This is a genomic window from Lelliottia sp. 489 (assembly GCF_050435885.1).
In the GTDB taxonomy this organism is placed as follows: domain Bacteria; phylum Pseudomonadota; class Gammaproteobacteria; order Enterobacterales; family Enterobacteriaceae; genus Enterobacter; species Enterobacter nimipressuralis.
In genome coordinates, this window is sequence record NZ_JBNDLC010000002.1 from 151793 (window position 1) to 176016 (window position 24224).

Consider the following 24224-nt stretch of genomic DNA (forward strand, 5'->3'; position numbering starts at 1 on the left):
CTGAAATACTGTATAAACAGCCACTATTGTGGCACGTTCGCGGGGTTGTCGCAAAAAGAAAAGCCCGGCGTTAGAGCCGGGCTTACAGATTACTGCGCGGAGGCAGGTTTACGCGGGCGGCGTCGGCGTTGGCCTTCACCTGCGGGTTTTGCTTCCCCGCTACGCCATGGGTTTTCCCCGGCGGGTTTCGCGTCACCCGTACGGCGCGGCGGTTTGCCTGCCGCTTTTGGTGCGCCACCTTCTGAACGGCGCGGCTGCTGGCTTCGGCCACCACCGCCCTGTCCACGACCACCGCCGCCGCCACGCTGCTGGCGACCGTTCTGAATCGGCTCCGCTTTGATGGAAGCATCCACTTCATAGCCTTCGAGGGCGATGCGTGGAATCTCTTTTTTCAGCAGACGTTCGATGTCATGCAGCAGTTTGTGTTCATCGACGCAAACCAGAGACAGCGCTTCACCGGTTGCCGCCGCACGGCCAGTACGGCCAATACGGTGAACATAATCTTCCGGAACGTTTGGCAGCTCATAGTTCACGACGTGCGGCAGCTCTTCGATATCGAGGCCACGTGCCGCGATATCCGTTGCTACCAGAACGCGAATGTCGCCCGATTTGAAATCGGCCAGCGCACGGGTACGCGCCCCCTGGCTCTTGTTGCCGTGGATGGCTGCACTGCGAATGCCATCTTTATTCAGCTGTTCCGCCAGGTGGTTGGCACCGTGTTTGGTACGGGTAAAGACCAGCACCTGCTGCCAGTTACCTTCGCCAATCATCTGGGACAGCAGTTCCCGCTTACGCTTCTTGTCGACGAAGTGAACGTGCTGGGTCACCTGCTCAGAAGCGGTGTTGCGACGCGCCACTTCGATTTCCAGCGGATTACGCAGCAGTTTTTCCGCCAGCCCTTTGATCTCGTCGGAGAAGGTCGCGGAGAACAGCAGGTTCTGACGACGTGCAGGCAGTTTCGCCAGCACGCGACGAATATCATGGATAAAGCCCATATCCAGCATACGGTCCGCTTCATCCAGCACCAGGATTTCAACCTGATCCAGTTTGACCGCGTTTTGATGCTCCAGATCCAGCAGACGGCCCGGCGTGGCGACTAAAACGTCAACGCCGCTGCGCAGTTTCATCATCTGTGGATTAATGCTCACACCACCGAAAACCACCAGCGAACGGATGTCGAGGTAACGGCTGTATTCCCGGACGTTTTCGCCGATTTGCGCAGCGAGTTCACGGGTGGGGGTCAGGATCAGCGCACGGACCGGGCGACGGCCCTTCGCGTGAGGCTCTTTCTGAACCAGACGCTGCAGCAGTGGCAGGGTAAAGCCAGCCGTTTTACCGGTGCCGGTCTGGGCACTGGCCATCAGGTCACGGCCTTCCAGCACCGCAGGGATCGCCTGCTGCTGAATAGGGGTTGGCTCAACGTAGCCCTGCTCTGCAACAGCGCGCAGAATTTCCGGGTTCAGGCCAAGGGTATCAAAAGACATAAAAACTCCGAACCGCCCCGACCGTCACAGGTGTAGTTTTCAGGGAGATAAGACGAAACGAGTAGGACAAAAACCACAATGTCACGAAGCAGCGGAGTGTAGCAGATTTTGTGACATGGCGCATAAAATATCCCGGCGGGATTCATCAACAAAATATTGCTCCACCCGACTGGACAAGGTGAAAATTTAAACATAATCTTAATCAATCGATTGATTAATTTTTAATGACGCTATGAATCCAACTCCGACGACCACCAAAGGTGAACAGGCCAAAAGCCAGCTGATTGCCGCAGCACTTGCCCAGTTTGGCGAATATGGCCTGCACGCCACCACCCGCGATATCGCCGCGCAGGCCGGGCAAAACATTGCTGCCATTACCTACTATTTTGGTTCGAAGGAAGATTTGTATCTCGCGTGCGCCCAGTGGATCGCCGATTTCATTGGCAGCCGTTTTCACGAACAGGTTGCCGCCGCCACCGCGCTGCTTAGCGAGCCATCGCCGGATCGCGCCGCCATCCGCGCGCTTATCCTGAACGCCTGCAACAATATGATCGCCCTGCTCACTCACGACGATACGCTGAATCTGAGTAAGTTTATTTCGCGGGAGCAGCTCTCGCCCACCGCCGCCTACCAGCGGGTCCACGATCAGGTGATTGCGCCGATGCACACCCACCTGACGCAGCTGATTGCGGCCTACACCGGGCGCGATGCGAACGACACACAGACCATTTTGCATACCCATGCGCTACTCGGCGAAGTGCTCGCTTTTCGCCTGGGCCGGGAAACCATCCTGCTGCGCACGGGCTGGACACAATTTGATGAGGATAAATCCGCGCAGATCAGTCAGGTCATCACCTGTCATCTCGACCTGATCCTGCAAGGTTTAACGCAAAGGAGCCTGGAGTCATGAAAAAACCTGTCGTCGCCTTACTGGCGGTGGTCGTTGTACTGGCAGCCGGGATCGGCGGCTGGCTGTGGTATCAGAGCCAGCAGGATCGCGGTCTTACGCTCTACGGCAACGTGGATATCCGCACGCTTAATATGAGCTTCCGCGTCGGGGGGCGGCTGGAATCTCTCACGGTGGACGAAGGCGATACCATCACCGCCGGGCAGACGCTGGGCCAGCTGGACAAAGCTCCGTACGAAAATGCGCTGATGCAGGCCAAAGCCAGCGTGTCCGTGGCTCAGGCGCAATATGATCTGATGCTGGCGGGCTATCGCGATGAAGAGGTCGCGCAGGCCGCAGCCGCCGTTAAACAGGCCCAGGCCGCGTTTGATTACGCGCAGAACTTCTACAACCGCCAGCAGGGGTTATGGAAAAGCCGCACCATTTCCGCAAACGATCTGGAAAACGCTCGCTCCTCGCGCGATCAGGCCCAGGCCACGCTGAAATCCGCCCAGGACAAATTAAGCCAGTACCGCACCGGTAACCGTCCGCAGGATATCGCCCAGGCAAAAGCCAGTCTCGAACAGGCTCAGGCACAGCTGGCGCAGGCGCAGTTGGATCTGCATGACACCACGCTGGTGTCCCCGTCCAACGGCACCCTGATGACCCGTGCCGTGGAGCCAGGCAGCATGTTAAGCGCGGGCAGCACCGTTCTGACGCTCTCCCTCACCCGCCCGGTTTGGGTGCGCGCCTACATTGATGAACCGAATCTGAATCAGGCCCAGCCAGGGCGCGAGCTGTTGCTCTACACCGACGGGCGTCCCGATAAGCCCTATCACGGTAAAGTCGGGTTTGTCTCTCCGACCGCCGAATTCACACCAAAAACCGTTGAAACCCCGGACCTGCGCACGGACCTCGTCTATCGCCTGCGCATTATTGTGACCGATGCTGACGACGCGCTGCGCCAGGGGATGCCGATCACGGTGAAATTCAACGATGGGGACCGACATGAATGATGCGGTTATCCAGCTCAATAATCTGGTGAAACGCTTTGCGGGCATGGATAAGCCCGCAGTAGCACCCCTTAATTGCACCCTGCAAAAAGGCTATGTCACCGGGCTGGTCGGGCCGGATGGCGCAGGAAAAACCACGCTGATGCGGATGCTCGCCGGATTGCTGAAACCCGACGAAGGCACGGCCTCAGTTCTCGGGCTGGACCCGATCAAAGACGACAGTGAACTGCATGCGATGCTCGGCTATATGCCGCAGAAATTTGGCCTGTACGAAGATCTGACGGTAATGGAAAACCTTAATCTGTATGCCGATCTGCGCAGCGTCACGGGCGAAACGCGGCAAAAAACCTTCGCCCGTTTGCTGGAGTTTACCTCGCTTGGGCCATTTACCGACCGGCTGGCCGGTAAGCTCTCCGGCGGCATGAAGCAAAAACTGGGGCTGGCCTGCACCCTGGTCGGCGAACCGAAAGTGTTATTGCTGGACGAACCCGGCGTCGGCGTGGACCCGATTTCTCGCCGCGAGCTGTGGCAGATGGTCCACGAACTGGCCGGTGACGGAATGCTGATCCTCTGGAGCACCTCGTATCTCGACGAGGCCGAACAGTGCCGCGACGTCCTGCTGATGAACGAAGGCGAACTGCTCTATCAGGGCGAGCCGACGGCGCTGACGCAGCAGATGTCCGGGCGCTGTTTTCTCCTGCACAGCCCGGATGAGACCAACCGCAAATTGTTGCAGCGGGTACTGAAATGTCCGCAGGTCAGCGACGGCATGATTCAGGGGCGTTCGGTGCGCGTGATCCTCAAAAAAGAGGCCACCGCCGACGATATCCGCCAGGCACAGGGCATGCCGCAAATTGAGATAGAAGAGACCGCCCCGCGCTTTGAGGATGCGTTTATCGATCTCCTTGGCGGCGCCAGCACCTCTGAGTCGCCGCTGGGGGCCATTCTGCATACGGTAGAGGGTACGCCCGGCGAGACGGTGATCGAAGCCAAATCCTTAACCAAAAAGTTCGGGGATTTCGCCGCGACGGATAACGTTAATTTCGCCGTGAAGCGCGGGGAAATTTTTGGTCTGCTCGGGCCGAACGGTGCAGGAAAATCGACCACCTTTAAAATGATGTGCGGCCTGCTGGTGCCCACCTCCGGTAAAGCGCTGGTGCTGGATATGGATCTGAAGGTCAGCTCCGGCAAAGCCCGTCAGCATCTGGGCTATATGGCGCAGAAATTCTCGCTCTACAGCAATCTGACCGTCGAGCAGAATCTGCGCTTTTTCTCCGGGGTCTACGGCCTGCGCGGGCGGGCGCAAAGTGAAAAAATTGCCCGGATGAGCGATGCCTTTGGTCTTACCCATATTGCCTCGCACGCCACCGACGAACTGCCGCTCGGCTTTAAACAGCGTCTGGCGCTGGCCTGCTCCCTGATGCACGAGCCGGATATTCTGTTTCTCGATGAACCGACCTCCGGCGTCGATCCCCTCACCCGCCGTGAGTTCTGGCTGCACATTAACAGCATGGTGGAGAAAGGCGTCACGGTGATGGTGACGACCCACTTTATGGATGAAGCGGAGTATTGCGACCGCATCGGGCTGGTCTATCGCGGCAAGCTGATTGCCCACGGCACGCCGGACGATTTAAAAGCTCAGGCGGCCGACGACGAGCAGCCCGATCCCACCATGGAACAAGCGTTTATCACCCTGATTAACGACTGGGATAAGGAGCACGCCCATGAGCATTAAGGCGATTTCCTGGCGCCGGGTGCGCGCTCTGTGCGTCAAAGAGACGCGGCAGATCGTGCGCGACCCGAGCAGTTGGCTGATTGCAGTGGTGATCCCCCTGCTGCTGCTGTTTATCTTTGGCTACGGGATAAACCTCGACTCCAGCAAGCTGCGGGTGGGGATTTTACTGGAACAGCAGAGCGAAGAAGCGCTCGATTTCACCCATGCAATGACCGGCTCGTCTTACATCGACGCCACCATCAGCGATAACCGTGAGGCGCTGATCCAGAAGATGCAGGCCGGGAAAATTCGTGGGCTGGTAGTGATCCCCGTGGATTTTGCCGCCAATATGGCGCGGGCAAATACCGATGCGCCGATTCAGGTGATCACCGACGGCAGTGAGCCAAACACCGCCAATTTTGTGCAGGGGTATGTCGAGGGGATCTGGCAGCTATGGCAGATGCAGCGAGCGGAAGATCGCGGCGAAAAGTTTGAGCCGCTGATCGACGTGCAAACCCGCTACTGGTTTAACCCTGCCGCCATCAGCCAGCATTTTATTATCCCCGGCGCGGTGACGATAATCATGACCGTCATCGGCGCGATCCTCACCTCGCTGGTGATTGCCCGCGAATGGGAGCGCGGCACCATGGAGGCCCTGCTCTCCACGGAAGTGACGCGCGTGGAACTGCTGCTGTGCAAGCTCATCCCCTATTACTTCCTTGGCATGCTGGCGATGCTGCTCTGTATGCTGGTGTCGGTGTTTATCCTTGAGGTGCCCTATCGCGGCTCGCTGATTCTCCTGTTCCTGATCACCAGCCTGTTTTTACTCAGCACCCTGGGCATGGGCCTGCTGATTTCGACCATCACCCGCAACCAGTTTAACGCCGCACAGGTGGCGCTGAACGCGGCGTTTCTGCCGTCGATTATGCTCTCCGGGTTTATTTTCCAGATCGACAGTATGCCCGCCATTATCCGCGCGGTGACCTATATCATCCCGGCACGCTACTTTGTGAACACGCTGCAAAGCCTGTTCCTGGCGGGGAATATTCCGGCGGTGTTGATCGTCAATATTCTGTTTTTGATGGCGTCGGCGGTGATGTTTATCGGCCTGACGTGGTTGAAAACGAAACGGCGTCTGGATTAAACGCCGTCTAAAACATACCCGGTAGAGAGGCTTGCCGGGCCGACGTGGTTTTGTAGGTCGGGGTCGCGAAGCGCCACCCGACACGAGGATGACACGATGTTTCATCGCTTATGGACATTAATTCGCAAAGAGCTGCAATCGCTGCTGCGTGAACCGCAGACCCGCGCGATCCTGATCCTGCCGGTGCTGATCCAGGTTCTGCTGTTTCCGTTTGCCGCGACGCTGGAAGTGACCAACGCCACCATCGCCGTCTACAACGAAGACAACGGCAAACACTCTGTGGAGCTGACCCAGCGTTTTGCCCGCGCCAAAGCCTTTACCCATGTGCTGCTGCTGAAAAGTCCGCAGGAGATCCAGCCCACCATCGACACGCAAAAGGCGCTGCTGCTGGTGCGTTTCCCGGCCGATTTTTCGCGTAATCTGGATAATGCCCAAACCGCACCGATGCAGCTGATTCTCGACGGGCGCAACTCCAACAGTGCGCAAATCGCCGCCAACTACCTGCAGCAGGTCGTGAAGAATTACCAGCAGGAGCTGATGGAGGGGAAAGCCAGGCCGAATAACAGCGAGCTGGTGGTGCGCAACTGGTATAACCCGAACCTGGATTACAAATGGTTCGTGGTGCCGTCGCTTATCGCGATGATCACCACTATTGGGGTGATGATTGTGACGTCGCTCTCAGTCGCGCGCGAACGTGAACAAGGGACGCTGGATCAGCTGCTGGTTTCCCCGCTCGCCACCTGGCAGATTTTCGTCGGCAAAGCCGTGCCTGCGCTGATTGTCGCCACTTTCCAGGCCAGTATTGTGCTCGGCATAGGTATATGGGCGTATCAAATTCCGTTTGCCGGATCGCTGGCGCTGTTTTACTTCACCATGCTGATTTACGGGCTGTCGCTGGTGGGATTCGGGCTGTTGATTTCGGCGCTCTGCTCAACGCAGCAGCAGGCATTTATCGGGGTGTTTGTCTTTATGATGCCGGCGATTTTGCTCTCAGGGTATGTTTCGCCTGTCGAGAACATGCCGGTGTGGCTACAGGATCTGACGTGGGTGAATCCGATTCGGCACTTTACCGATATCACCAAGCAGATCTATCTGAAGGATGCGAGTCTGGATATTGTGTGGGGAAGTTTATGGCCGCTACTGGTCATAGCGGCCACGACAGGCTCAGTGGCGTACGCGATGTTTAGACGCAATATCGCCTAGCTTTTTCTCTTTGGTCAGCAATGAGACCACTGCGGGTCCTGCCAGAATGACCAGGCCCGCCAGGGCCAGCAGCAGGTTGTAATGCAGCACCCGCGACAGCAGCCACAGGACGATTAACGCTGCACCAAAATACCAGGTGGTGGTGAGCTCTTCGAGCACATCACCCACTTCACGCCAGCGCGCGTCGTGGTGACGCTGTAAAAACAGCATCGACAGCACGGTCACGCCATACATCGCACATAATCCCAAGCCGACATGCACCAGCGTGCCGCTCTTCCAGCCCATTACCAGTACCGCCACGACCAGTAAATGCAACATTATCTGCCAGCAACTGAGGCCAGTTGCGACACGAACGCGTTGTTGCCACTTCATGGCTTCTCTCCTGAAGGATATTTCTCTGCTAGTTCAGAGTACCGCACTTTACGGAAAATTCCGTAACACCGCATCTTTTTGTGACGCCGACTACACTTTATTTTCATCAGGATAGTGACGCTGGCAGGAGCATATGACGCAAAAAACCCGGCATTTTTCGCTCAAAATTTTGACGATTAACACACACAAAGGCTTCACGGCATTTAACCGCCGCTTCATTTTACCCGAGCTGCGTGACGCGGTACGTACCGTCGGCGCGGATATCGTCTGCCTGCAGGAAGTGATGGGCGCGCACGATATTCACCCGCTGCACGTCGAGAACTGGCCGGACACCACCCACTACGAATTTCTGGCTGATACCATGTGGAGCGACTATGCCTATGGCCGCAACGCGGTCTACCCGGAAGGGCACCACGGCAACGCGGTGCTGTCGCGTTTTCCCATCGAACATTATGAAAATCACGACGTGTCGGTGGGAGAAAGTGAAAAACGCGGGCTGCTTTACTGTCGGATAAAACCGCCGGATCTGGCCTTTCCGGTTCACGTGGGCTGCGTGCATCTCGGCCTGCGGGAAGCGCACCGCCAGGCACAGCTGCAGATGATGACCCGCTGGGTCAATTCGCTGCCGGATAACGATCCGGTGGTTATCGCCGGTGATTTTAACGACTGGCGACAGCGCGCAAACCGCCCGCTGAAGGCCGATTCCGGGCTGGATGAGATTTTTACCCGGGCGCATGGCCGCCCGGCGCGCACCTTCCCGGTCAGTTTTCCTCTGCTGCGCCTGGATCGCATTTACGTCAAAAACGCCCACGCCAGCCATCCGAGCACCCTGGCGCTGCGCGGCTGGCGTCACCTGTCTGACCATGCCCCGTTAAGTGCGGAGATTCACTTATGAAAAGTTCATGGCGAGAAGGTAACCAAATTACGCTGCTGGAAAATGGCGATGAGTATTATCCCGCCGTTTTTGCTGCCCTTGATGCGGCAGAGCAAAAAGTTATTCTCGAAACCTTTATCTGGTTCGAGGACGACGTGGGCCGTCAGCTCCATCAGGCCGTGCTGCGTGCGGCTCAGCGCGGTGTCAAAGTCGAAGTGCTGCTCGACGGCTACGGTTCGCCCGACCTCAGCGACAGCTTCGTTAACGAGCTGACCGCCGCAGGCGTGGTGTTCCGCTATTACGATCCGCGCCCGCCGCTCTTCGGCATGCGTACCAACGTCTTTCGCCGGATGCACCGCAAAATTGTGGTGGTGGATGGCAATGTCGCGTTCGTGGGCGGGATCAACTACTCCGACGAGCACATGTCCGACTACGGCCCGGAGGCGAAGCAGGATTATGCGGTGAAAGTCGAAGGCCCGGTGGTGCAGGATATTTTACTCTTTGAGCTGGAAAATCTGCCGGGGCAGTCGGCGGTGCGCCGCTGGTGGAAACGCCATCATCGCCCGGAAGAAAACCGCCAACCCGGGGAGGCGCAGGCGCTGTTTATCTGGCGCGATAACGACGAGCATCGGGACGATATTGAACGCCACTATCTGAAGATGCTCGCCAATGCGAAGCGCGAAGTGATCATCGCCAACGCCTATTTCTTCCCCGGCTACCGTCTGCTGCATGCCATGCGCAATGCCGCACGGCGTGGGGTGCGGGTCAAACTGATTGTACAGGGCGAGCCGGATATGCCGATTGTCACCGTCGGCGCGCGGCTGCTGTACGACTATCTGGTCAAAGGTGGCGTGCAGATTTACGAATATCGCCGCCGCCCGCTGCACGGAAAAGTGGCGCTGATGGACGATCACTGGGCGACCGTTGGCTCCAGCAATCTCGATCCCCTGAGCCTGTCCCTTAATCTGGAGGCTAACCTGATCATCCACGATCGCGCATTTAACCAGACCCTGCGCGACAATCTTACGGGCATTATCGCTCGCGATTGCGTGCGGGTAGATGATTCGATGGTGCCGAAACGCACCTGGTGGAATCTGACCAAAAGCGTGGTGGTGTTCCACTTCCTGCGCCATTTCCCGGCGCTGGTGGGCTGGCTGCCGGCTCACACGCCCAAGCTCGCACTGGTGCCGGCGCCTGTTCAGCCGGAAATGGAGACCCAGGATCGGGTTGAAGCCGAAAACTCAGGGGTGAAACCGTAATGAGCAAATCACATCCGCGCTGGCGGCTGGCTAAACGCATTCTCACCTGGCTGTTTTTCATTGCCGTTGCCGTGTTGCTGGTGGTGTATGCGCAGAAAATTGACTGGGAAGAGGTGTGGAAAGTCATCCGCAACTACAACCGGCTGGTGCTGCTCAGCGCCGTCGGACTGGTGATCGTCAGTTATCTGATTTACGGCTGCTACGACCTGCTGGGCCGCGCCTACTGCGGGCATAAGCTGGCGAAACGCCAGGTAATGCTGGTGTCGTTTATCTGCTACGCCTTTAACCTGACCCTCAGCACCTGGGTGGGCGGCATCGGCATGCGCTACCGCCTCTATTCGCGCCTCGGGCTGCCGGGCAGCACCATTACGCGCATTTTCTCGCTAAGCATTACCACAAACTGGCTCGGGTATATTCTGCTCGGCGGGGTGATTTTCACCATTGGCGTGGTGCAGCTTCCGGCCCACTGGTATATCGACGAAACGACGCTGCGGATTTTGGGCATCGTCCTGTTGCTGATCATCGCGGCGTATCTCTGGGCCTGCGCATTCGCTAAACGCCGTCATATGACCGTCAAAGGGCAGAAACTGGTGCTGCCGTCGTGGAAGTTCGCGCTAGTGCAGATGGTGATCTCCAGCGCTAACTGGATGGTGATGGGGGCCATTATCTGGCTGCTGATTGGCGAAGAGGTGAACTATTTCTTCGTGCTTGGCGTGCTGCTGGTGAGCAGTATTGCCGGGGTGATTGTCCACATTCCGGCCGGGATCGGGGTGTTAGAAGCGGTGTTTATTGCCCTGCTGGCGGGGGAACACGTGTCGCACGGCACGATTATCGCGGCGCTGCTGGCCTATCGAATGTTGTACTACTTCCTGCCGCTGGCACTGGCGACGGTCGGCTATTTGATTCTGGAGAGTCGGGCGAAAAAGCTGCGGGCGAAGAATGAGAAAGCGATGGCGAAATAACAAAATGCGGGTGGCGGTCCACTGACCAAACGACGAATGGCATGCCCGGCAGGCGTAAACGCCGCCGGGCACAGCAATCAGCGGCGGTTACCGAAAATCCGCAGCAGCATCAGGAACAGGTTGATGAAGTCCAGATAGAGCGTTAACGCGCCAAGAATGGCGTATTTGCGCAGGTTACCGCTGTCACGCACGTCGATCTGCTCGCCGATGTTTTTCAGCTTCTGAGTGTCATACGCCGTCAGGCCGACAAACACAATCACCCCGATGTACGTCACCGCCCACATCAGCGCTTCGCTTTTCAGCCAGAAGTTCACCAGCGACGCCAGCACAATCCCGATAAGCGCCATAAACAGCATATTGCCGAAACCGCTCAAATCACGTTTGGTGGTGTAGCCGTAAAGGCTCATGGCACCAAACATCCCACCGGCCACCACAAAGGTGCTGGCGATAGAGGAGTAGGTGTAGACGATAAAAATACTGGAGAGCGTCAGGCCGGTCAGCGCCGAATAGAGCATAAACAGCGTGGTCGCCATGCCCGCACTGAGCTTTTGCACCAGTCCGGAAAGCACAAACACCAGCGCCAGTTGGGCGATAATCAGCCCAAAGAAGGTGATTTTGCTGGAAAAGATAAACATCATCAGTTCGGGGGTATTGGCTGCGTACCACGCGATAAACGCGGTTAACAGCAGGCCGCAGGTCATCCAGCCGTACACCTGCGCCATGTAGGTTTGCAGGCCGCTACGCGTCTGCTGAACGATTGAATCCGAACGTGGAAATCGGTCCATGATAACTCCTGATTAAGTGGGCACACCTTTTAAGATTAACACATCCGCGCCATCCGGTTACCAGCGGCTGGCAGCCTGCTTGTCGCTGTCACGCGATTCCACCCAGCGTTCCCCTTCCGGTGTGGCTTCACGCTTCCAGAACGGCGCGCGGGTTTTGAGATAATCCATAATAAATTCACCGGCATCGAACGCGCTACCGCGATGCGAGCTGGTGACGCCAACAAAGACAATCTCTTCGCCAGGCCACATTTCGCCGACGCGGTGAATCACCGTGACGCGACCAAGTGGCCAGCGCTGACGGGCCTCTTCCACGATAGTGGCAAGCGACTTCTCCGTCATCCCCGGATAATACTCGAGGGTCAGCGCGCTCACACTCTCCCCCAGATTATGGTTCCGGACTTTACCGGTAAATGTCACCACCGCGCCGTCTTCGTCGCGCTCGGCCAGCCAGCTGTATTCCGTGCCGACATTAAAGCGTTCCGCTCCAACAATAATCCGCGTGTCAGACATGATTACCCCCCTGTAACCGGCGGGAAAAACGCCACTTCGTCACCGGCGTTAAGCGGATGGGAAAACTCCACCAGCGTCTGATTCACCGCCGCCAGCAGTTTTCCCTCTTCGAGCGCCAGCGCCCAGCGATCGCCTTGCGCCGCCAGATGGGCTCGCAGGGCTTCGACGTTGTCGAACGGCGCCTCGAGGGTCAGGCTATCGGTATTGACAAGCTCTCGCACCTGAGCAAAAAAAAGCACTTTAATCATGATTGTCCGCCCTGAAATCACCGGATTTGCCGCCGCTTTTCGCCAGCAGACGAACCGGGCCAATCACCATATCCTTCTGCACCGCTTTGCACATATCGTAAATGGTGAGCGCCGCAACCGAGGCCGCCGTTAAGGCCTCCATCTCGACGCCTGTTTTGCCGGTCAGACGGCACAACGTCTCGATACGCACGCGGTTGTGCTGCGGCTCGGCCTGCAGGCTCACTTCAACCTTGCTGAGCATCAGCGGGTGACACAGCGGGATAAGATCCCAGGTACGTTTCGCGGCCTGAATTCCGGCGATACGCGCGGTAGCGAAAACGTCACCCTTGTGGTGGCTGCCGTCGATAATCATCGCCAGGGTTTCTGGCAACATGGTTACGAAAGCCTCGGCGCGCGCTTCGCGCACCGTTTCGGCCTTGGCGGATACATCCACCATATGCGCTTCGCCAGCGGCGTTAATGTGGGTCAGTTGCGACATAGCTTATTTCTTCAAATGAGGATGAAAATTACACGGACGAGTGCGGGCATCCAGCTGCGGAGCGATGATGTTCTCCCACGCGGTGCGGCAAGCTTTGGTGGAGCCTGGCATGGCAAAAATCAGGGTGTTGTTGGCAATCCCGGCCACGGCGCGCGACTGCAGCGTGGACGTACCGATCTCCTCAAAGGAGAGCATCCGGAACACTTCGCCAAAGCCCTGGATTTCGCGGTCGAAGAGAGGTAGCAGCGCTTCTGGCGCCTGATCGCCTGCGGTAAAACCGGTGCCGCCGGTGATCAACACCACCTGCACCTCTGCGCTGGCGATCCACTGGGAGACCTGAGCGCGAATGGCGTAGCGATTCTCTTTCACTATCGCTTTATCAATGATGCTGTGCCCCGCCTCGCGGGCGGCGTCGCGCAGCCAGTGGCCGGAGGTGTCATCCTCCTCACCACGACGTTCAGAAACGGTAAGAATAGCAATACGCGTCGGAATAAATTCAGCGCTGACCTGACTCATTTTCTGGTTCCTTTTAAGCCGATTACCCGCCGATGTAAGACAGGTTTTGTGTAATCCCGGTGTCGCCCTGATGCAGGAAATGGGTCTGTTTTTTATGCGTCAGAGCAGCAGAAATGCGCGCTTCGAGGGCCTCCTGCTGCGCATCGTCTTCCAGCAGATCGCGAAGATCCACGCCGCCGTCGCCGAACAGGCACAGATGCAGCTTACCCACAGACGAGACGCGCAGACGGTTACAGGTGGCGCAGAAGTCTTTCTCATAGGGCATGATAAGCCCAATTTCCCCTTCATAATCCGGGTGACAAAAGACCTGCGCCGGGCCGTCGCTGCGTTGACGAATCTGGTGGATCCAGCCGCGTTTTAGCAGCGCATCGCGCAGCACCATGCCGGAGATATGATGACGACGGAACAGGTCACTGCCCTCGCCTGTCTCCATCAGCTCAATAAAACGCAGTTGAATGCGGCGGGGTTTGACCCACGCGAGGAAGGTGTCGAGCTGGTGATGGTTTACATCGCGCATCAGCACCGTATTGACTTTGACTTTGTCGAAACCGGCTTCGAACGCCGCATCGATCCCCTCCATCACCTGGCGAAACTTATCCTGCCCGGTGATGGCGTGAAACTGACGTGCATCGAGGCTGTCGACGCTGACGTTGATGGCCGTGAGACCCGCATCGCGCCACTGGGCCACATCGCGGGCTAAGCGATAGCCATTGGTGGTGACGGCGATTTGGCGAATGCTCTCGTTTTCACGAATGGCGGCGATGATGTCGGGAAAATCACGACGCAGAGAGGGTTCGCCACCCGTGAGACGCACTTTTTCCGTGCCAAGCTCAGAAAACGCACGCGTGACGCGGCGCACTTCCTCGACGGAAAGAAATCCGTTATTGGTGACGCTGCCCGGCTTGTAGCCGTCTGGCAGGCAGTAGGTGCAACGAAAATTGCACACATCGGTAATCGACAGACGTAAATAGAAAAACTTACGCGCGAAAGCATCTGTGAGTTGAGAAGCCATGTACACCTTTCCAGTACGGGAGGCACAGTCATTTCTTTCTGTACCCTGGTGACGTTTCCGTCACGGCCAGGGCGCCATATCGTGTGACACAGGCGCCAGGGCTAGAGTGTATGTTTTCAAATTTGAAAACGTGGGTTATGCCGATAGTAGCGCGGAAACGGCGCTTTCGCCATTCGCCGATTTCGCTATATAATTATATATATAGCGACCTGATCGTGCACTTTCACTACAGAATACGTAAAAATCAATGTTTCGCATTGATATACGTCATTTTGACAGGTGTCGGGCATCGTCTTTTAGGGGTAGTTGGGTTACTGTTACGCGGATCAAATGTCATAAGGAATCTGTATGCGCAATCGCACTTTTGCGGATCTTGACCGTGTGGTCGCTCTCGGCGGAGGGCATGGGCTGGGGCGGGTTATGTCGTCATTATCCTCGCTGGGCTCCAGGCTCACCGGGATCGTGACCACCACCGATAACGGTGGCTCAACAGGTCGTATTCGTCGTTCAGAAGGCGGTATCGCCTGGGGCGATATGCGTAACTGTCTTAACCAGTTAATTACCGAACAAAGCGTCGCATCGGCGATGTTTGAGTATCGTTTTGGCGGTAACGGGGAACTTTCCGGACATAACCTCGGAAATTTGATGTTAAAGGCGCTGGATCACCTGAGCGTACGCCCGCTCGAGGCGATCAATTTAATCCGAAATCTGCTGAAAGTGGATGCTTTCCTGATTCCTATGTCGGAACAACCGGTCGATTTGATGGCGATCGACATGGAAGGGCATGAAGTTTACGGCGAGGTCAATATTGACCAGCTGGTAGTCCCACCCAAAGAGCTGATGACCTACCCTACTGTTCCCGCCACGCGCGAAGCGGTAGAAGCTATCAGCGAGGCGGATCTGATCCTCATCGGTCCTGGCAGTTTTTACACCAGCCTGATGCCGCTGCTGCTGGTAAAAGAGCTGGCCCAGGCGCTGCGCAGAACACCCGCGCCGATGGTGTATATCGGTAATCTGGGGAAAGAGCTTAGCCCTGCCGCCGCCAGCCTTTCGCTTGCCGATAAACTTAATCTGATGGAGCAGTACGTCGGTAAAAAAATTATCGACGGCGTGGTTGTAGGGCCGAAGGTGGATGTTTCAGGTATGGAAGGCCGTGTGGTGGTGCAGACCGAGCTGGAAGCGAGTGATATTAAATATCGCCACGACCGGCATTTGCTGCGCCTGGCGCTGGAAAAAGCGATTCAGGCGTTGGGATAACCGAACTGCGCCCGGTGGCGTTACGCTAACTGGGCCGACAACGCATCCGAACGGATAGCCGGGCAGACGCAATGCCGCCCGGCAACGCGAGTTACGACGCCGCGATAAACAGATCGCGCAGCTTATGCAGCTGATCGCGAAGTTGCGCCGCCTCTTCAAACTCCAGATTCTGCGCATGCTGCATCATCTGCCCTTCCAGCTCGTGGATTTTCTGCTGCAGCGCTTTCGGTGTCAGCAGCACTTCCACCGCATCAGCCTCAACCGGATGACGCGCTTTTCCGCGGCCTTTGGTTTTCGCAATACCCTGACCCAGCGCCAAAATATCCACCACTTTCTTGTTCAGCCCCTGCGGGGTGATGCCATGCTCTTCGTTGTACTGCTGCTGTTTCTCACGACGACGTTCCGTTTCGCCGATCGCTTTCGCCATCGACGCCGTAATTTTGTCACCGTACAGAATCGCTTTCCCGTTGATATTACGCGCCGCGCGGCCAATGGTCTGAATCAGGGAGCGCTCAGAACGCAGGAAGCCCTCTTTGTCGGCATCCAGAATCGCCACCAGCGACACTTCCGGCATGTCGAGACCTTCTCGCAACAGGTTGATCCCCACCAGCACGTCAAACTCGCCAAGACGTAAATCGCGAATGATCTCCATACGCTCAACGGTATCGATATCCGAGTGCAGATAGCGCACGCGCTCTCCGTGCTCTTCCAGATACTCAGTCAAGTCTTCCGCCATACGTTTGGTCAGCGTGGTGACCAGCACACGCTCGTTAACCGATGCGCGAGCGCGGATCTCTGAGAGCAGATCGTCCACCTGCGTTCCCACCGGGCGAACTTCGATAATAGGGTCCAGCAGGCCCGTTGGACGCACCACCTGATCGATAACTTCATCACCGGATTTCTCCAGCTCGTAGTTCCCCGGCGTGGCCGACACATAAATCGTTTGCGGGGCCAGCGCCTCGAACTCTTCAAATTTCATCGGGCGGTTATCGAGCGCCGACGGCAGACGGAAACCGTACTCCACCAGCGTCTCTTTTCGCGCGCGGTCACCGCGATACATGCCGCCGATCTGCGGAATGGTGACGTGAGATTCGTCCACCACCAGCAGACCGTCAGCTGGGAGATAATCGAACAGGGTCGGCGGTGCCTCACCAGGACCACGCCCGGAGAGATAACGCGAGTAGTTTTCAATGCCCGAGCAGTAACCCAGCTCGTTCATCATCTCTAAATCGAACTGCGTACGCTGGCTCAGGCGCTGCTCTTCGAGCAGTTTGTTATTCGCCAGTAGCACCTTACGGCGGTCCGCCAGCTCCACTTTTATCTCTTCCATCGCCTGCACGATACGCTCGCGCGGGGTGACGTAGTGGGTTTTCGGGTAGATGGTAAAACGCTGAATCACCGACTCAACGTGGCCTGTCAGGGGATCAAACAGCGACAGACGCTCGACTTCCTCGTCAAACAGCTCAACGCGCAGGGCCAGATCGTCGGATTCTGCCGGGAAGATGTCGATCACTTCGCCGCGCACGCGGAAAGTACCGCGCTGGAACGCCTGGTCGTTACGGGCATATTGCAGCTCCGCCAGACGGCGTAAAATCGCGCGCTGATCGATAATCATCCCGATGGTCAGGTGCAGCATCATCTTGAGGTAAAGATCCGGATCGCCCAGACCATAGATGGCGGAGACCGACGCCACCACGATCACATCCCGACGCTCAAGCAGCGCTTTCGTCGCCGACAGACGCATCTGTTCGATATGTTCGTTGACCGAAGCATCCTTCTCGATAAAGGTGTCTGAGCTGGGTACGTAGGCTTCCGGCTGGTAGTAATCGTAGTAGGAGACGAAATATTCAACGGCGTTTTCCGGGAAGAACTCTTTCATCTCGCCATACAGCTGCGCCGCCAGCGTTTTGTTAGGCGCCAGCACCATCGTCGGGCGCTGCAGATCCGCAATCACGTTGGCAACGGTAAAGGTTTTGCCCGAACCGGTCACACCCAGCAGGGTCTGGTGCGCCAGCCCGTCTTCCAGCCCCTCTTTCAGGCGACGGATCGCATCCGGCTGATCGCCAGACGGACGGAAAGCAGAATTCAATTTGAACAATTTACTCATGGGCGACAACCTGATGACGGAAAAAGCGGCAGGTGAGTAATTTTACTCGCGGCTGGCAAATTTGCCAGTAATAAATACTGGATGTAAAACCAGTGGCGTGTAAGGATATCTGGATTAGCATCCGCCTGATGAACGCGAAAGGGGCCAAAATTTAGGCTGTGACGAGATAAAACACCAGCAATGTTCGGTTATCCCCAGAACATTTCTATTTTTAACATTTGTCAAGCCACGTAATGATAGTTTTATGGCAGTCAGTGACACTTTCATGACGATGATTGCTTTTGTCTAACTCGTTAATTCATAGAGGATATTTCTTAAAGCCGCGTTTCGCATCAATTCATGCGCAGGCCGCGTCTTCTCTCGCTTGCCTCAGGTTTTCTAACTCTAATGCACATGGTTATCCACAGGAATAGTGGATAAGTGCTTCCAGCCCGTACAGACCGCGACTCCGCAAATTCCCGGTTTTTCCCAAGGGCATGTCCGTAAAAAATATTTATAGCTCTTTTTTGATGATATTCAGCCCCACCGCGCATAACCGACTGGCGAGATCTTAATCACATATCCGTCATTATGTGCACAGCACGCCCTTTTCACGGCTGTGAGCCAAATCTGAAAAGTGCAGCATATCGAACCACGCCATGGGTTATGGCAAGGGTTTTGCAGTTTATCCTGAGACGTCTCATCCCTCATGCGTTTTAAGGAGTGAAATATGCTAAGTCTGCGCGCCGTTAATCAGTTCTATGGAAGTCAGCACACGCTGTGGAATGTCGATCTGGATTTGCCGCCAGGGATGTGCACAGGCGTTATCGGGCTGCCGGGTATGGGGAAAACCACGCTTATCAACTGCATTACCGGCCAGTTGCCCATCGAGAGCGGCACCATCATCTGGCATGAAGCGGGCGCGCCACCGTGCAATTTGAGCAGCGCTGCACCTGAGCAGTGCGCGATGCCGGGCATTGGCTATGTCTCACAGGACCGGCGTATTTTCTCGCAGCTCACCGTTGAGGAGAATCTGCACGTCGCCATGCGCGCCAAAGGTGCGCCCGATGCGGCGGCGAGCAGTGATATTTACGAACTGTTTCCCCAGCTGTGGCCGCTGCGCCACGCCAGAGCGACGGGGATGTCACCCGACGAGCAGTACCAGCTGGCGCTGGCCAATGCGCTCATTTGCCGCCCTCGCCTGCTGATTCTGGACGAGCCGCTGCACGGCGCGGGAAGCACCTTTGCCATCCGGCTTGGGCAACTGCTGATGCGGTTGAGTCGGGAGCTGGGAATGACGGTGCTGTTAGCGGAACAGCAGCTGTCGTTTATTCGCCGGGTGGCCGATCGTTTTTGCGTGCTGTATCGCGGGCGTAACGTGGCTCAGGGCCACGTTAACGAGCTGGATGATGAGCTTATCGCCCACTGGATGTCGCTGGATGCAAGACGCTGAGATCGAGATACTGCCCGGTCTCGGCCTGCTCTGCGCCCTCAGCAAGCCAGGGGATCTCCCCGAGGAACGGCGCAAAAAGCACGTTTTTCAGCGTCGCAAGATACTCCTGATGACGTTTACCAGGGGCCACCACGTCGTTGGCGATCCAGCCTGCGAAGCGTAAACCGGCCTGCTGAATCGCCTGCGCGGTGAGCATCGCGTGGTTGATACAGCCAAGCTTAACGCCCACGACCAGGATCACTGGCAGCCGTTCCTCCTGCACCCAGTCAGCAAACGTCTGATGCGCCGAGAGCGGCGTAAACCAGCCGCCTGCCCCTTCGACCAGCACCCATTCCGCCTGCTGCTCCAGCGCGCGCAGACCTGCAGAGAGAACCGAAAACGCAATCGGACGCTGCTCGTCGGCGCTGATGATGTGCGGAGAAGTTGGCTCGGCGAAGGTGTACGGATTCACCGCCTGATACGGCAGTGCAAGCGTGCTGTGGCGTTGCAGCGCCAGCGCGTCGGAGTTGCGCAAGCCTTCCGGCGTTATCTCGCTGCCGGAGGCGACCGGTTTGTACCCGGCGGTGATGAATCCCTGCAAACGCGCCGCCTGCAACAGCGCCGAGCTGGCGACGGTTTTACCGACTTCAGTGTCGGTTCCGGTGACAAAATAGCGTTCAGTCACGTTCGATAATCCCATGAAAGAGTTGATAAGAGAGCGGGAATTCCCCGCGCGCACGCGGCCACGCCAGCTCAAGCTGCGTCAGCTCGCCGCGCGTGAGGGGTTTTCGCGCCCGTCCGTCGTGCAGATGGGTGGCGCCAATCCCTTTCAGCGAGCGCATCGCACTCAGGGCATCGCTGAAAGAGAGGGTAACGACCTCCGTGGTGGCCCTGTAGCGCCACCCGGCGAGGGCGTCGTTCACCGCCTGCGCCGGTAAAAAACGGTTGGCGTGCGGCCGTTCATCCACCGCACGCCAGGCCAGATTCAGCTCCGGCAGAGAGTTATCGAGCAGCGTGGTGAAAGCGACAGTGCCGCCGGGACGCGTGACCCGATATAGCTCGCGCAATGCCTGCGGCAGACTGGCGCACCACTGCACCGCCAGATGGCTCCACACCAGGTCAAACTGTGCGTCCGGCAGCGTAATAGACTCGATGTCCCCCACCAGATAATCATCGGCCGCCTGCTGGTAGCGCGCCTGTTCCAGCATTTGCGGGGAGAGGTCGAGGGCCGTCACATGGCTGCCCGCCTCGCGCCAGAGACGGCTGTTTGCGCCAGGCCCGCAGCCTGCATCCAGCACGGCGTGGAAACGCCCCTCGCCGAGCAGCGTTTTCAGCCCCTGGGCGCTCCGGCGCTGCAGGTCGTCGTGTCGGGAATAACTTTGCGCCGCCCGCCCGAAAGCAGAGGCGATGGCCTGCTTGTTAACCTGCGTCATGCAGCGCCTCCAGTAAATCATCAATGTCCTGCGTGTGGTGCGCGGCCGTCAGGGTCAGGCGTAATCGCGCAGTGCCCGCCGGGACGGTTGGCGGGCGGATCGCCGTCACCCACATGTCACGCTCGCGAAGCTGCTGCGCCAGATGCAAGGCACGGCTGTTCTCGCCCACAATCAGCGGCTGGATGGCACTTTGCGAATCGGTCATCTGCCAGGGCAGTTCGCGCACCCCCGCCCGAAAGCGCTGGATGTGCGCAGCCAGAGTGTGTCGCCGCTGCTCGCCCTCTGTGCTGCGGACAACCCTCAGCGCTTCCAGCAGCGCCACGGCCTGCGCAGGCGGCATACTGGTGCTGTAGATCAAATGGCGGGCGAATTGCAGCAGGTAATCCGCGACGGATTCGCTGCATAACACCGCTGCGCCGCTGATGCCAAACCCTTTGCCGAAGGTCACAATCAGCAGTTCCGGTTTGACATCCTGGCGGGCGGCACTTCCGCGCCCTTCCGCGCCCAGCACACCAACGCCGTGGGCATCGTCCACCAGCATCCAGGCGTTGTGCTGGCGTGCCGCGGCATGGAGTTCACCCAGCGGAGCGCAATCACCGTCCATGCTGAAGACCCCTTCCGTCACCACCAGCTGTTGCCCGTCGCAGGATTTCGCCAGCAGCGCGTTGAGCTGGGCGGCGTCGTTATGGGCAAACCGGCGCAGCTGCGCCGGACTGAGGCTGGCCGCTTCGAGCAGGGAAGCGTGGCTCAGGCGGTCGGCGACAATCCGATCCTCTTTTCCCATCAGGGCCGCAATCAGCGCCTGATTGGCGGCAAAACCGGAGATAAACAGCAGCGCGCGGGGATAGCCGAGCCAGTCGGCAAGGGCCTCTTCCAGCGCCTGATGCGCGGTGGTGTAGCCCGTCACATGCCCCGACCCGCCGCTGCCGACGCCCCAGGTTTCCGCCCCCTGCTGCCAGGCGCGAATGATCGCCGGATGTTGGCTCAGGCCGAGATAATCGTTGCTCGAAAAGTTGCAGAACCGGCGCGTTTCGCGGGTCAGAAAACGCCCGCCGCTTTCGACCGCCAAGCGCGAGCGAAATGCGTCCGCCGCCCGGCGTTCCTCCAGTGCGGCGTCGATGCGGTGTTGCCAGGTCATAGGGCTGCCGCGTTGTAGAACTGTTCAGTGTCGGCGTTGAAAAGCTGCTGTTCCAGCTGGTGCTGCTGCTCGTTATCACCCGTCAACACCTCGGTCTGATGCGGATTCAGCCCCAGCTTGCGGAACAGCTGGACATCTTTGTCCTCTTCCGGGTTTGGCGTGGTGAGCAGTTTGCAGCCGTAGAAAATTGAGTTTGCGCCCGCCATAAAGCACATCGCCTGAGTCTGCTCGCTCATCTGCTCACGGCCTGCGGAGAGGCGCACAAACGAGGTCGGCATCATGATGCGCGCGACGGCAATCGTGCGGATAAAATCAAATGCATCCACGTCATCGTTATCGGCCATCGGCGTGCCTTTGACCTTCACCAGCATGTTGATCGGCACGCTTTCCGGCGGCGTCGGCAAATTCGCCAGCTGCAACAGCAGACCGGCGCGATCTTTTACCGTTTCACCTAAACCGACAATCCCCCCGGAGCAGACTTTAATCCCCGCGTCGCGCACTTTGTCGAGCGTATCGAGACGCTCCTGGTAGGTGCGGGTGGTGATGATATTGCCGTAGAATTCCGGCGAGGTATCGAGGTTGTGGTTGTAGTAGTCCAGGCCCGCTGCTGACAGGCGCTGCGCCTGCGTTTCGTTGAGCGTGCCGAGCGTCATGCAGGCTTCCAGCCCCATCGCTTTCACGCCCTGCACCATCTGCTCCAGATACGGCATATCACGGTCGTGCGGGTTTTTCCACGCGGCTCCCATGCAGAAGCGGGTCGAACCGGCATTTTTCGCCTTGCGTGCCGAGTCGAGCACCTGCTCCACTTCCATCAGCCGCTCGGCCTCCAGCCCGGTTTTGTAGCGCGCACTTTGTGGGCAATATTTGCAGTCTTCCGGGCAGGCACCGGTTTTGATCGACAGCAGCGTACTGACCTGCACATGGCGCGGATCGAAGTGCTGGCGGTGGATTTGCTGGGCTTCGAACATCAGTTCGAGGAAAGGTTTGTTAAATAATTCGGTGACTTGCGACATTGTCCAACGTACAGGGTTAGCCATCGGGCTTCTCCAAAAAGGGGTTCAGTTCATTGTGGGTTCGGTTTATACTTGTAAACCTAAAACTTTTCAAAATGGTTTACAAGTCGATTATGACCCCGGACGATCTCGCCTTCGACAAGCAACATATCTGGCACCCCTACACCTCCATGACCCGCCCGCTGCCCGTTTATCCGGTCGCCTCGGCGCACGGGTGTGAACTGCATCTGGCCACCGGCGAAACGCTGATCGACGGGATGTCCTCCTGGTGGGCAACCATCCACGGGTACAACCATCCGCGCCTGAACGCGGCGATGAAAACGCAAATTGACCAGATGTCCCACGTGATGTTTGGCGGGATCACCCATCAGCCGGCGATTGAGTTGTGTCGTCGGCTGGTCTCCATGACTCCGGACGCGCTGGAATGCGTTTTCCTCGCCGATTCCGGTTCGGTGGCGGTGGAAGTGGCGATGAAAATGGCGCTGCAGTACTGGCAGGCGAAAGGTGAGCCGCGCCAGCGTTTCCTCACCTTCCGCAACGGCTATCACGGCGACACCTTCGGCGCGATGTCGGTCTGCGATCCCGATAATTCGATGCACAGCCTGTGGCAGGGTTATCTGCCGGAAAACCTGTTCGCCCCGGCGCCGCAAAGCCGTTTTGGAGGCGAGTGGAACGAAATGGATATGGTCGGATTTGCCCGTCTGATGGCCGCCCATCGCCACGAAATTGCTGCCGTGATCCTTGAGCCTGTCGTACAGGGCGCGGGCGGAATGCGCATGTATCATCCCGAGTGGCTGAAACGCATCCGAAAGATGTGCGATCGGGAGAGTATCCTGCTGATTGCCGACGAAATCGCGACCGGATTTGGCCGCACCGGCAAGCTCTTTGCCTGCGACCATGCGGAGATCGCTCCGGATATTTTGTGCCTCGGTAAAGCCCTGACGGGCGGCACCATGACCCTCTCCGCAACGCTCACGACCCGTCACGTAGCCGACACCATCAGCGACGGCGAAGCCGGCTGCTTTATGCACGGCCCGACGTTTATGGGCAATCCGCTGGCCTGCGCGGTCGCCAGTGAAAGTCTGGCTATTCTGGAAAGCGGTGAATGGCAGGCGCAGGTTGCGGCGATTGAATCTCAGCTCACGCGTGAACTGACGAGCGCGGCACAGTCAGAGTTCGTGGCCGACGTGCGGGTGCTGGGCGCAATTGGCGTGGTCGAAACGCGCCATCCGGTGAACATGGCGGCATTGCAGCGTTTCTTCGTCGAGCGTGGCGTGTGGGTGCGACCGTTCGGCAAACTGATCTACCTGATGCCGCCGTACATCATCACCCCAGAGCAACTGCAGAAGCTGACCCGCGCGGTGAATGAGGCTGTTAACATTCCCGCACATTTTGCGATTTAACC

24 protein-coding genes and 1 riboswitch are annotated in these 24224 nt (G+C 57.8%); of the genes, 11 read left to right on the forward strand and 13 right to left on the reverse strand.

Going from position 1 to position 24224, the window contains the following annotated elements; genetic code table 11:
* Window positions 1–89: 89 nt before the first annotated feature.
* Window positions 90–1484, reverse strand: coding sequence for an ATP-dependent RNA helicase RhlE (gene rhlE / locus ABIE11_RS08740; protein WP_100777115.1), 1395 nt, complete (start codon window positions 1482–1484; stop codon window positions 90–92).
* A gap of 232 nt (window positions 1485–1716) precedes the next feature.
* On the opposite strand from rhlE, the gene cecR reads away from it, so the two are divergent.
* From cecR to ABIE11_RS08765, 5 genes are all read left to right on the forward strand, one after another.
* Complete coding sequence (gene cecR / locus ABIE11_RS08745) at window positions 1717–2394, forward strand: transcriptional regulator CecR (RefSeq protein ID WP_100777116.1); 678 nt, start codon at window positions 1717–1719, stop codon at window positions 2392–2394.
* Window positions 2391–3386 (forward strand): secretion protein HlyD, encoded by a 996-nt coding sequence (hlyD, locus tag ABIE11_RS08750; RefSeq protein ID WP_420171406.1) that lies wholly within the window; start codon window positions 2391–2393, stop codon window positions 3384–3386. Before cecR ends, hlyD begins: the two co-directional genes overlap by 4 nt.
* Window positions 3379–5118, forward strand: a complete 1740-nt coding sequence (locus tag ABIE11_RS08755) for an ATP-binding cassette domain-containing protein (RefSeq protein ID WP_129035316.1) — start codon at window positions 3379–3381, stop codon at window positions 5116–5118. Before hlyD ends, ABIE11_RS08755 begins: the two co-directional genes overlap by 8 nt.
* On the forward strand, window positions 5108–6241 hold the full coding sequence (locus tag ABIE11_RS08760) for an ABC transporter permease (protein WP_429184340.1): 1134 nt from the start codon (window positions 5108–5110) through the stop codon (window positions 6239–6241). Before ABIE11_RS08755 ends, ABIE11_RS08760 begins: the two co-directional genes overlap by 11 nt.
* A 96-nt stretch (window positions 6242–6337) precedes the next feature.
* Window positions 6338–7444, forward strand: coding sequence for an ABC transporter permease (locus ABIE11_RS08765; protein ID WP_107703996.1), 1107 nt, complete (start codon window positions 6338–6340; stop codon window positions 7442–7444).
* On the opposite strand, the gene ABIE11_RS08770 is transcribed toward ABIE11_RS08765, so the two are convergent.
* On the reverse strand, window positions 7406–7816 hold the full coding sequence (locus ABIE11_RS08770) for a YbhQ family protein (protein WP_429184341.1): 411 nt from the start codon (window positions 7814–7816) through the stop codon (window positions 7406–7408). The genes ABIE11_RS08765 and ABIE11_RS08770 overlap by 39 nt on opposite strands.
* Before the next feature lie 133 nt (window positions 7817–7949).
* Between ABIE11_RS08770 and ABIE11_RS08775 the strand changes: the two genes are divergently transcribed.
* From ABIE11_RS08775 to ABIE11_RS08785, 3 genes are read left to right on the forward strand one after another with little or no spacing between them, the layout of a single operon-like run.
* Entirely contained in the window at window positions 7950–8711 is a 762-nt protein-coding gene (locus ABIE11_RS08775; protein ID WP_102105215.1) for an endonuclease/exonuclease/phosphatase family protein, read from the forward strand.
* Window positions 8708–9949: a cardiolipin synthase ClsB gene (clsB, locus tag ABIE11_RS08780; RefSeq protein WP_100777123.1), complete on the forward strand. Its 1242-nt coding sequence runs from the start codon at window positions 8708–8710 to the stop codon at window positions 9947–9949. The genes ABIE11_RS08775 and clsB overlap by 4 nt, the downstream gene beginning before the upstream one ends.
* Complete coding sequence (locus ABIE11_RS08785; RefSeq protein WP_102105216.1) at window positions 9949–10911, forward strand: lysylphosphatidylglycerol synthase domain-containing protein; 963 nt, start codon at window positions 9949–9951, stop codon at window positions 10909–10911. Before clsB ends, ABIE11_RS08785 begins: the two co-directional genes overlap by 1 nt.
* 77 nt (window positions 10912–10988) lie before the next feature.
* Here the strand turns inward: ABIE11_RS08785 and ABIE11_RS08790 are convergent, their stop codons facing one another.
* The 6 genes from ABIE11_RS08790 to moaA form a co-directional block, all read right to left on the reverse strand.
* Window positions 10989–11696 (reverse strand): Bax inhibitor-1/YccA family protein, encoded by a 708-nt coding sequence (locus ABIE11_RS08790; protein WP_100777125.1) that lies wholly within the window; start codon window positions 11694–11696, stop codon window positions 10989–10991.
* 57 nt (window positions 11697–11753) lie between these two features.
* The gene (gene moaE / locus ABIE11_RS08795) at window positions 11754–12206 is read right to left on the reverse strand and encodes a molybdopterin synthase catalytic subunit MoaE (protein WP_409255559.1); all 453 of its coding nucleotides are present in this window, start codon (window positions 12204–12206) and stop codon (window positions 11754–11756) included.
* 2 nt (window positions 12207–12208) lie between these two features.
* Complete coding sequence (gene moaD / locus ABIE11_RS08800; RefSeq protein WP_181827514.1) at window positions 12209–12454, reverse strand: molybdopterin synthase sulfur carrier subunit; 246 nt, start codon at window positions 12452–12454, stop codon at window positions 12209–12211.
* Window positions 12447–12932 carry a cyclic pyranopterin monophosphate synthase MoaC gene (gene moaC / locus ABIE11_RS08805; RefSeq protein WP_420171409.1) on the reverse strand — a complete coding sequence of 162 codons (486 nt, stop codon included), beginning with the start codon at window positions 12930–12932 and terminating at the stop codon, window positions 12447–12449. The genes moaD and moaC overlap by 8 nt, the downstream gene beginning before the upstream one ends.
* 3 nt (window positions 12933–12935) lie before the next feature.
* Entirely contained in the window at window positions 12936–13448 is a 513-nt protein-coding gene (gene moaB / locus ABIE11_RS08810) for a molybdenum cofactor biosynthesis protein B (protein ID WP_429184342.1), read from the reverse strand.
* A 22-nt stretch (window positions 13449–13470) separates the two neighbouring features.
* Window positions 13471–14460: a GTP 3',8-cyclase MoaA gene (gene moaA / locus ABIE11_RS08815; RefSeq protein WP_100777130.1), complete on the reverse strand. Its 990-nt coding sequence runs from the start codon at window positions 14458–14460 to the stop codon at window positions 13471–13473.
* Window positions 14448–14581, reverse strand: a riboswitch (molybdenum cofactor riboswitch). (Overlaps the previous gene by 13 nt.)
* A gap of 227 nt (window positions 14582–14808) precedes the next feature.
* Between moaA and yvcK the strand changes: the two genes are divergently transcribed.
* Window positions 14809–15717: a uridine diphosphate-N-acetylglucosamine-binding protein YvcK gene (gene yvcK, locus ABIE11_RS08820; RefSeq protein ID WP_100777131.1), complete on the forward strand. Its 909-nt coding sequence runs from the start codon at window positions 14809–14811 to the stop codon at window positions 15715–15717.
* 91 nt (window positions 15718–15808) lie between these two features.
* On the opposite strand, the gene uvrB is transcribed toward yvcK, so the two are convergent.
* Window positions 15809–17824 (reverse strand): excinuclease ABC subunit UvrB, encoded by a 2016-nt coding sequence (gene uvrB, locus ABIE11_RS08825; protein ID WP_102105221.1) that lies wholly within the window; start codon window positions 17822–17824, stop codon window positions 15809–15811.
* 709 nt (window positions 17825–18533) lie between these two features.
* Here uvrB and ABIE11_RS08830 point away from each other — a divergent pair.
* The gene (locus ABIE11_RS08830) at window positions 18534–19256 is read left to right on the forward strand and encodes an ABC transporter ATP-binding protein (protein ID WP_181827512.1); all 723 of its coding nucleotides are present in this window, start codon (window positions 18534–18536) and stop codon (window positions 19254–19256) included.
* On the opposite strand, the gene bioD is transcribed toward ABIE11_RS08830, so the two are convergent.
* From bioD to bioB, 4 genes are read right to left on the reverse strand one after another with little or no spacing between them, the layout of a single operon-like run.
* Window positions 19219–19920: a dethiobiotin synthase gene (gene bioD, locus ABIE11_RS08835; protein WP_429184343.1), complete on the reverse strand. Its 702-nt coding sequence runs from the start codon at window positions 19918–19920 to the stop codon at window positions 19219–19221. The genes ABIE11_RS08830 and bioD overlap by 38 nt on opposite strands.
* A complete protein-coding gene (gene bioC, locus ABIE11_RS08840) occupies window positions 19913–20668 on the reverse strand; it encodes a malonyl-ACP O-methyltransferase BioC (protein ID WP_429184344.1) in 756 nt (251 codons plus the stop codon). The genes bioD and bioC overlap by 8 nt, the downstream gene beginning before the upstream one ends.
* Window positions 20655–21806, reverse strand: a complete 1152-nt coding sequence (bioF, locus tag ABIE11_RS08845) for an 8-amino-7-oxononanoate synthase (protein WP_429184345.1) — start codon at window positions 21804–21806, stop codon at window positions 20655–20657. Before bioF ends, bioC begins: the two co-directional genes overlap by 14 nt.
* Entirely contained in the window at window positions 21803–22843 is a 1041-nt protein-coding gene (gene bioB, locus ABIE11_RS08850) for a biotin synthase BioB (RefSeq protein WP_100777137.1), read from the reverse strand. Before bioB ends, bioF begins: the two co-directional genes overlap by 4 nt.
* Window positions 22844–22914: 71 nt before the next feature.
* On the opposite strand from bioB, the gene bioA reads away from it, so the two are divergent.
* Entirely contained in the window at window positions 22915–24222 is a 1308-nt protein-coding gene (gene bioA, locus ABIE11_RS08855) for an adenosylmethionine--8-amino-7-oxononanoate transaminase (RefSeq protein WP_429184346.1), read from the forward strand.
* Window positions 24223–24224: the final 2 nt, after the last annotated feature.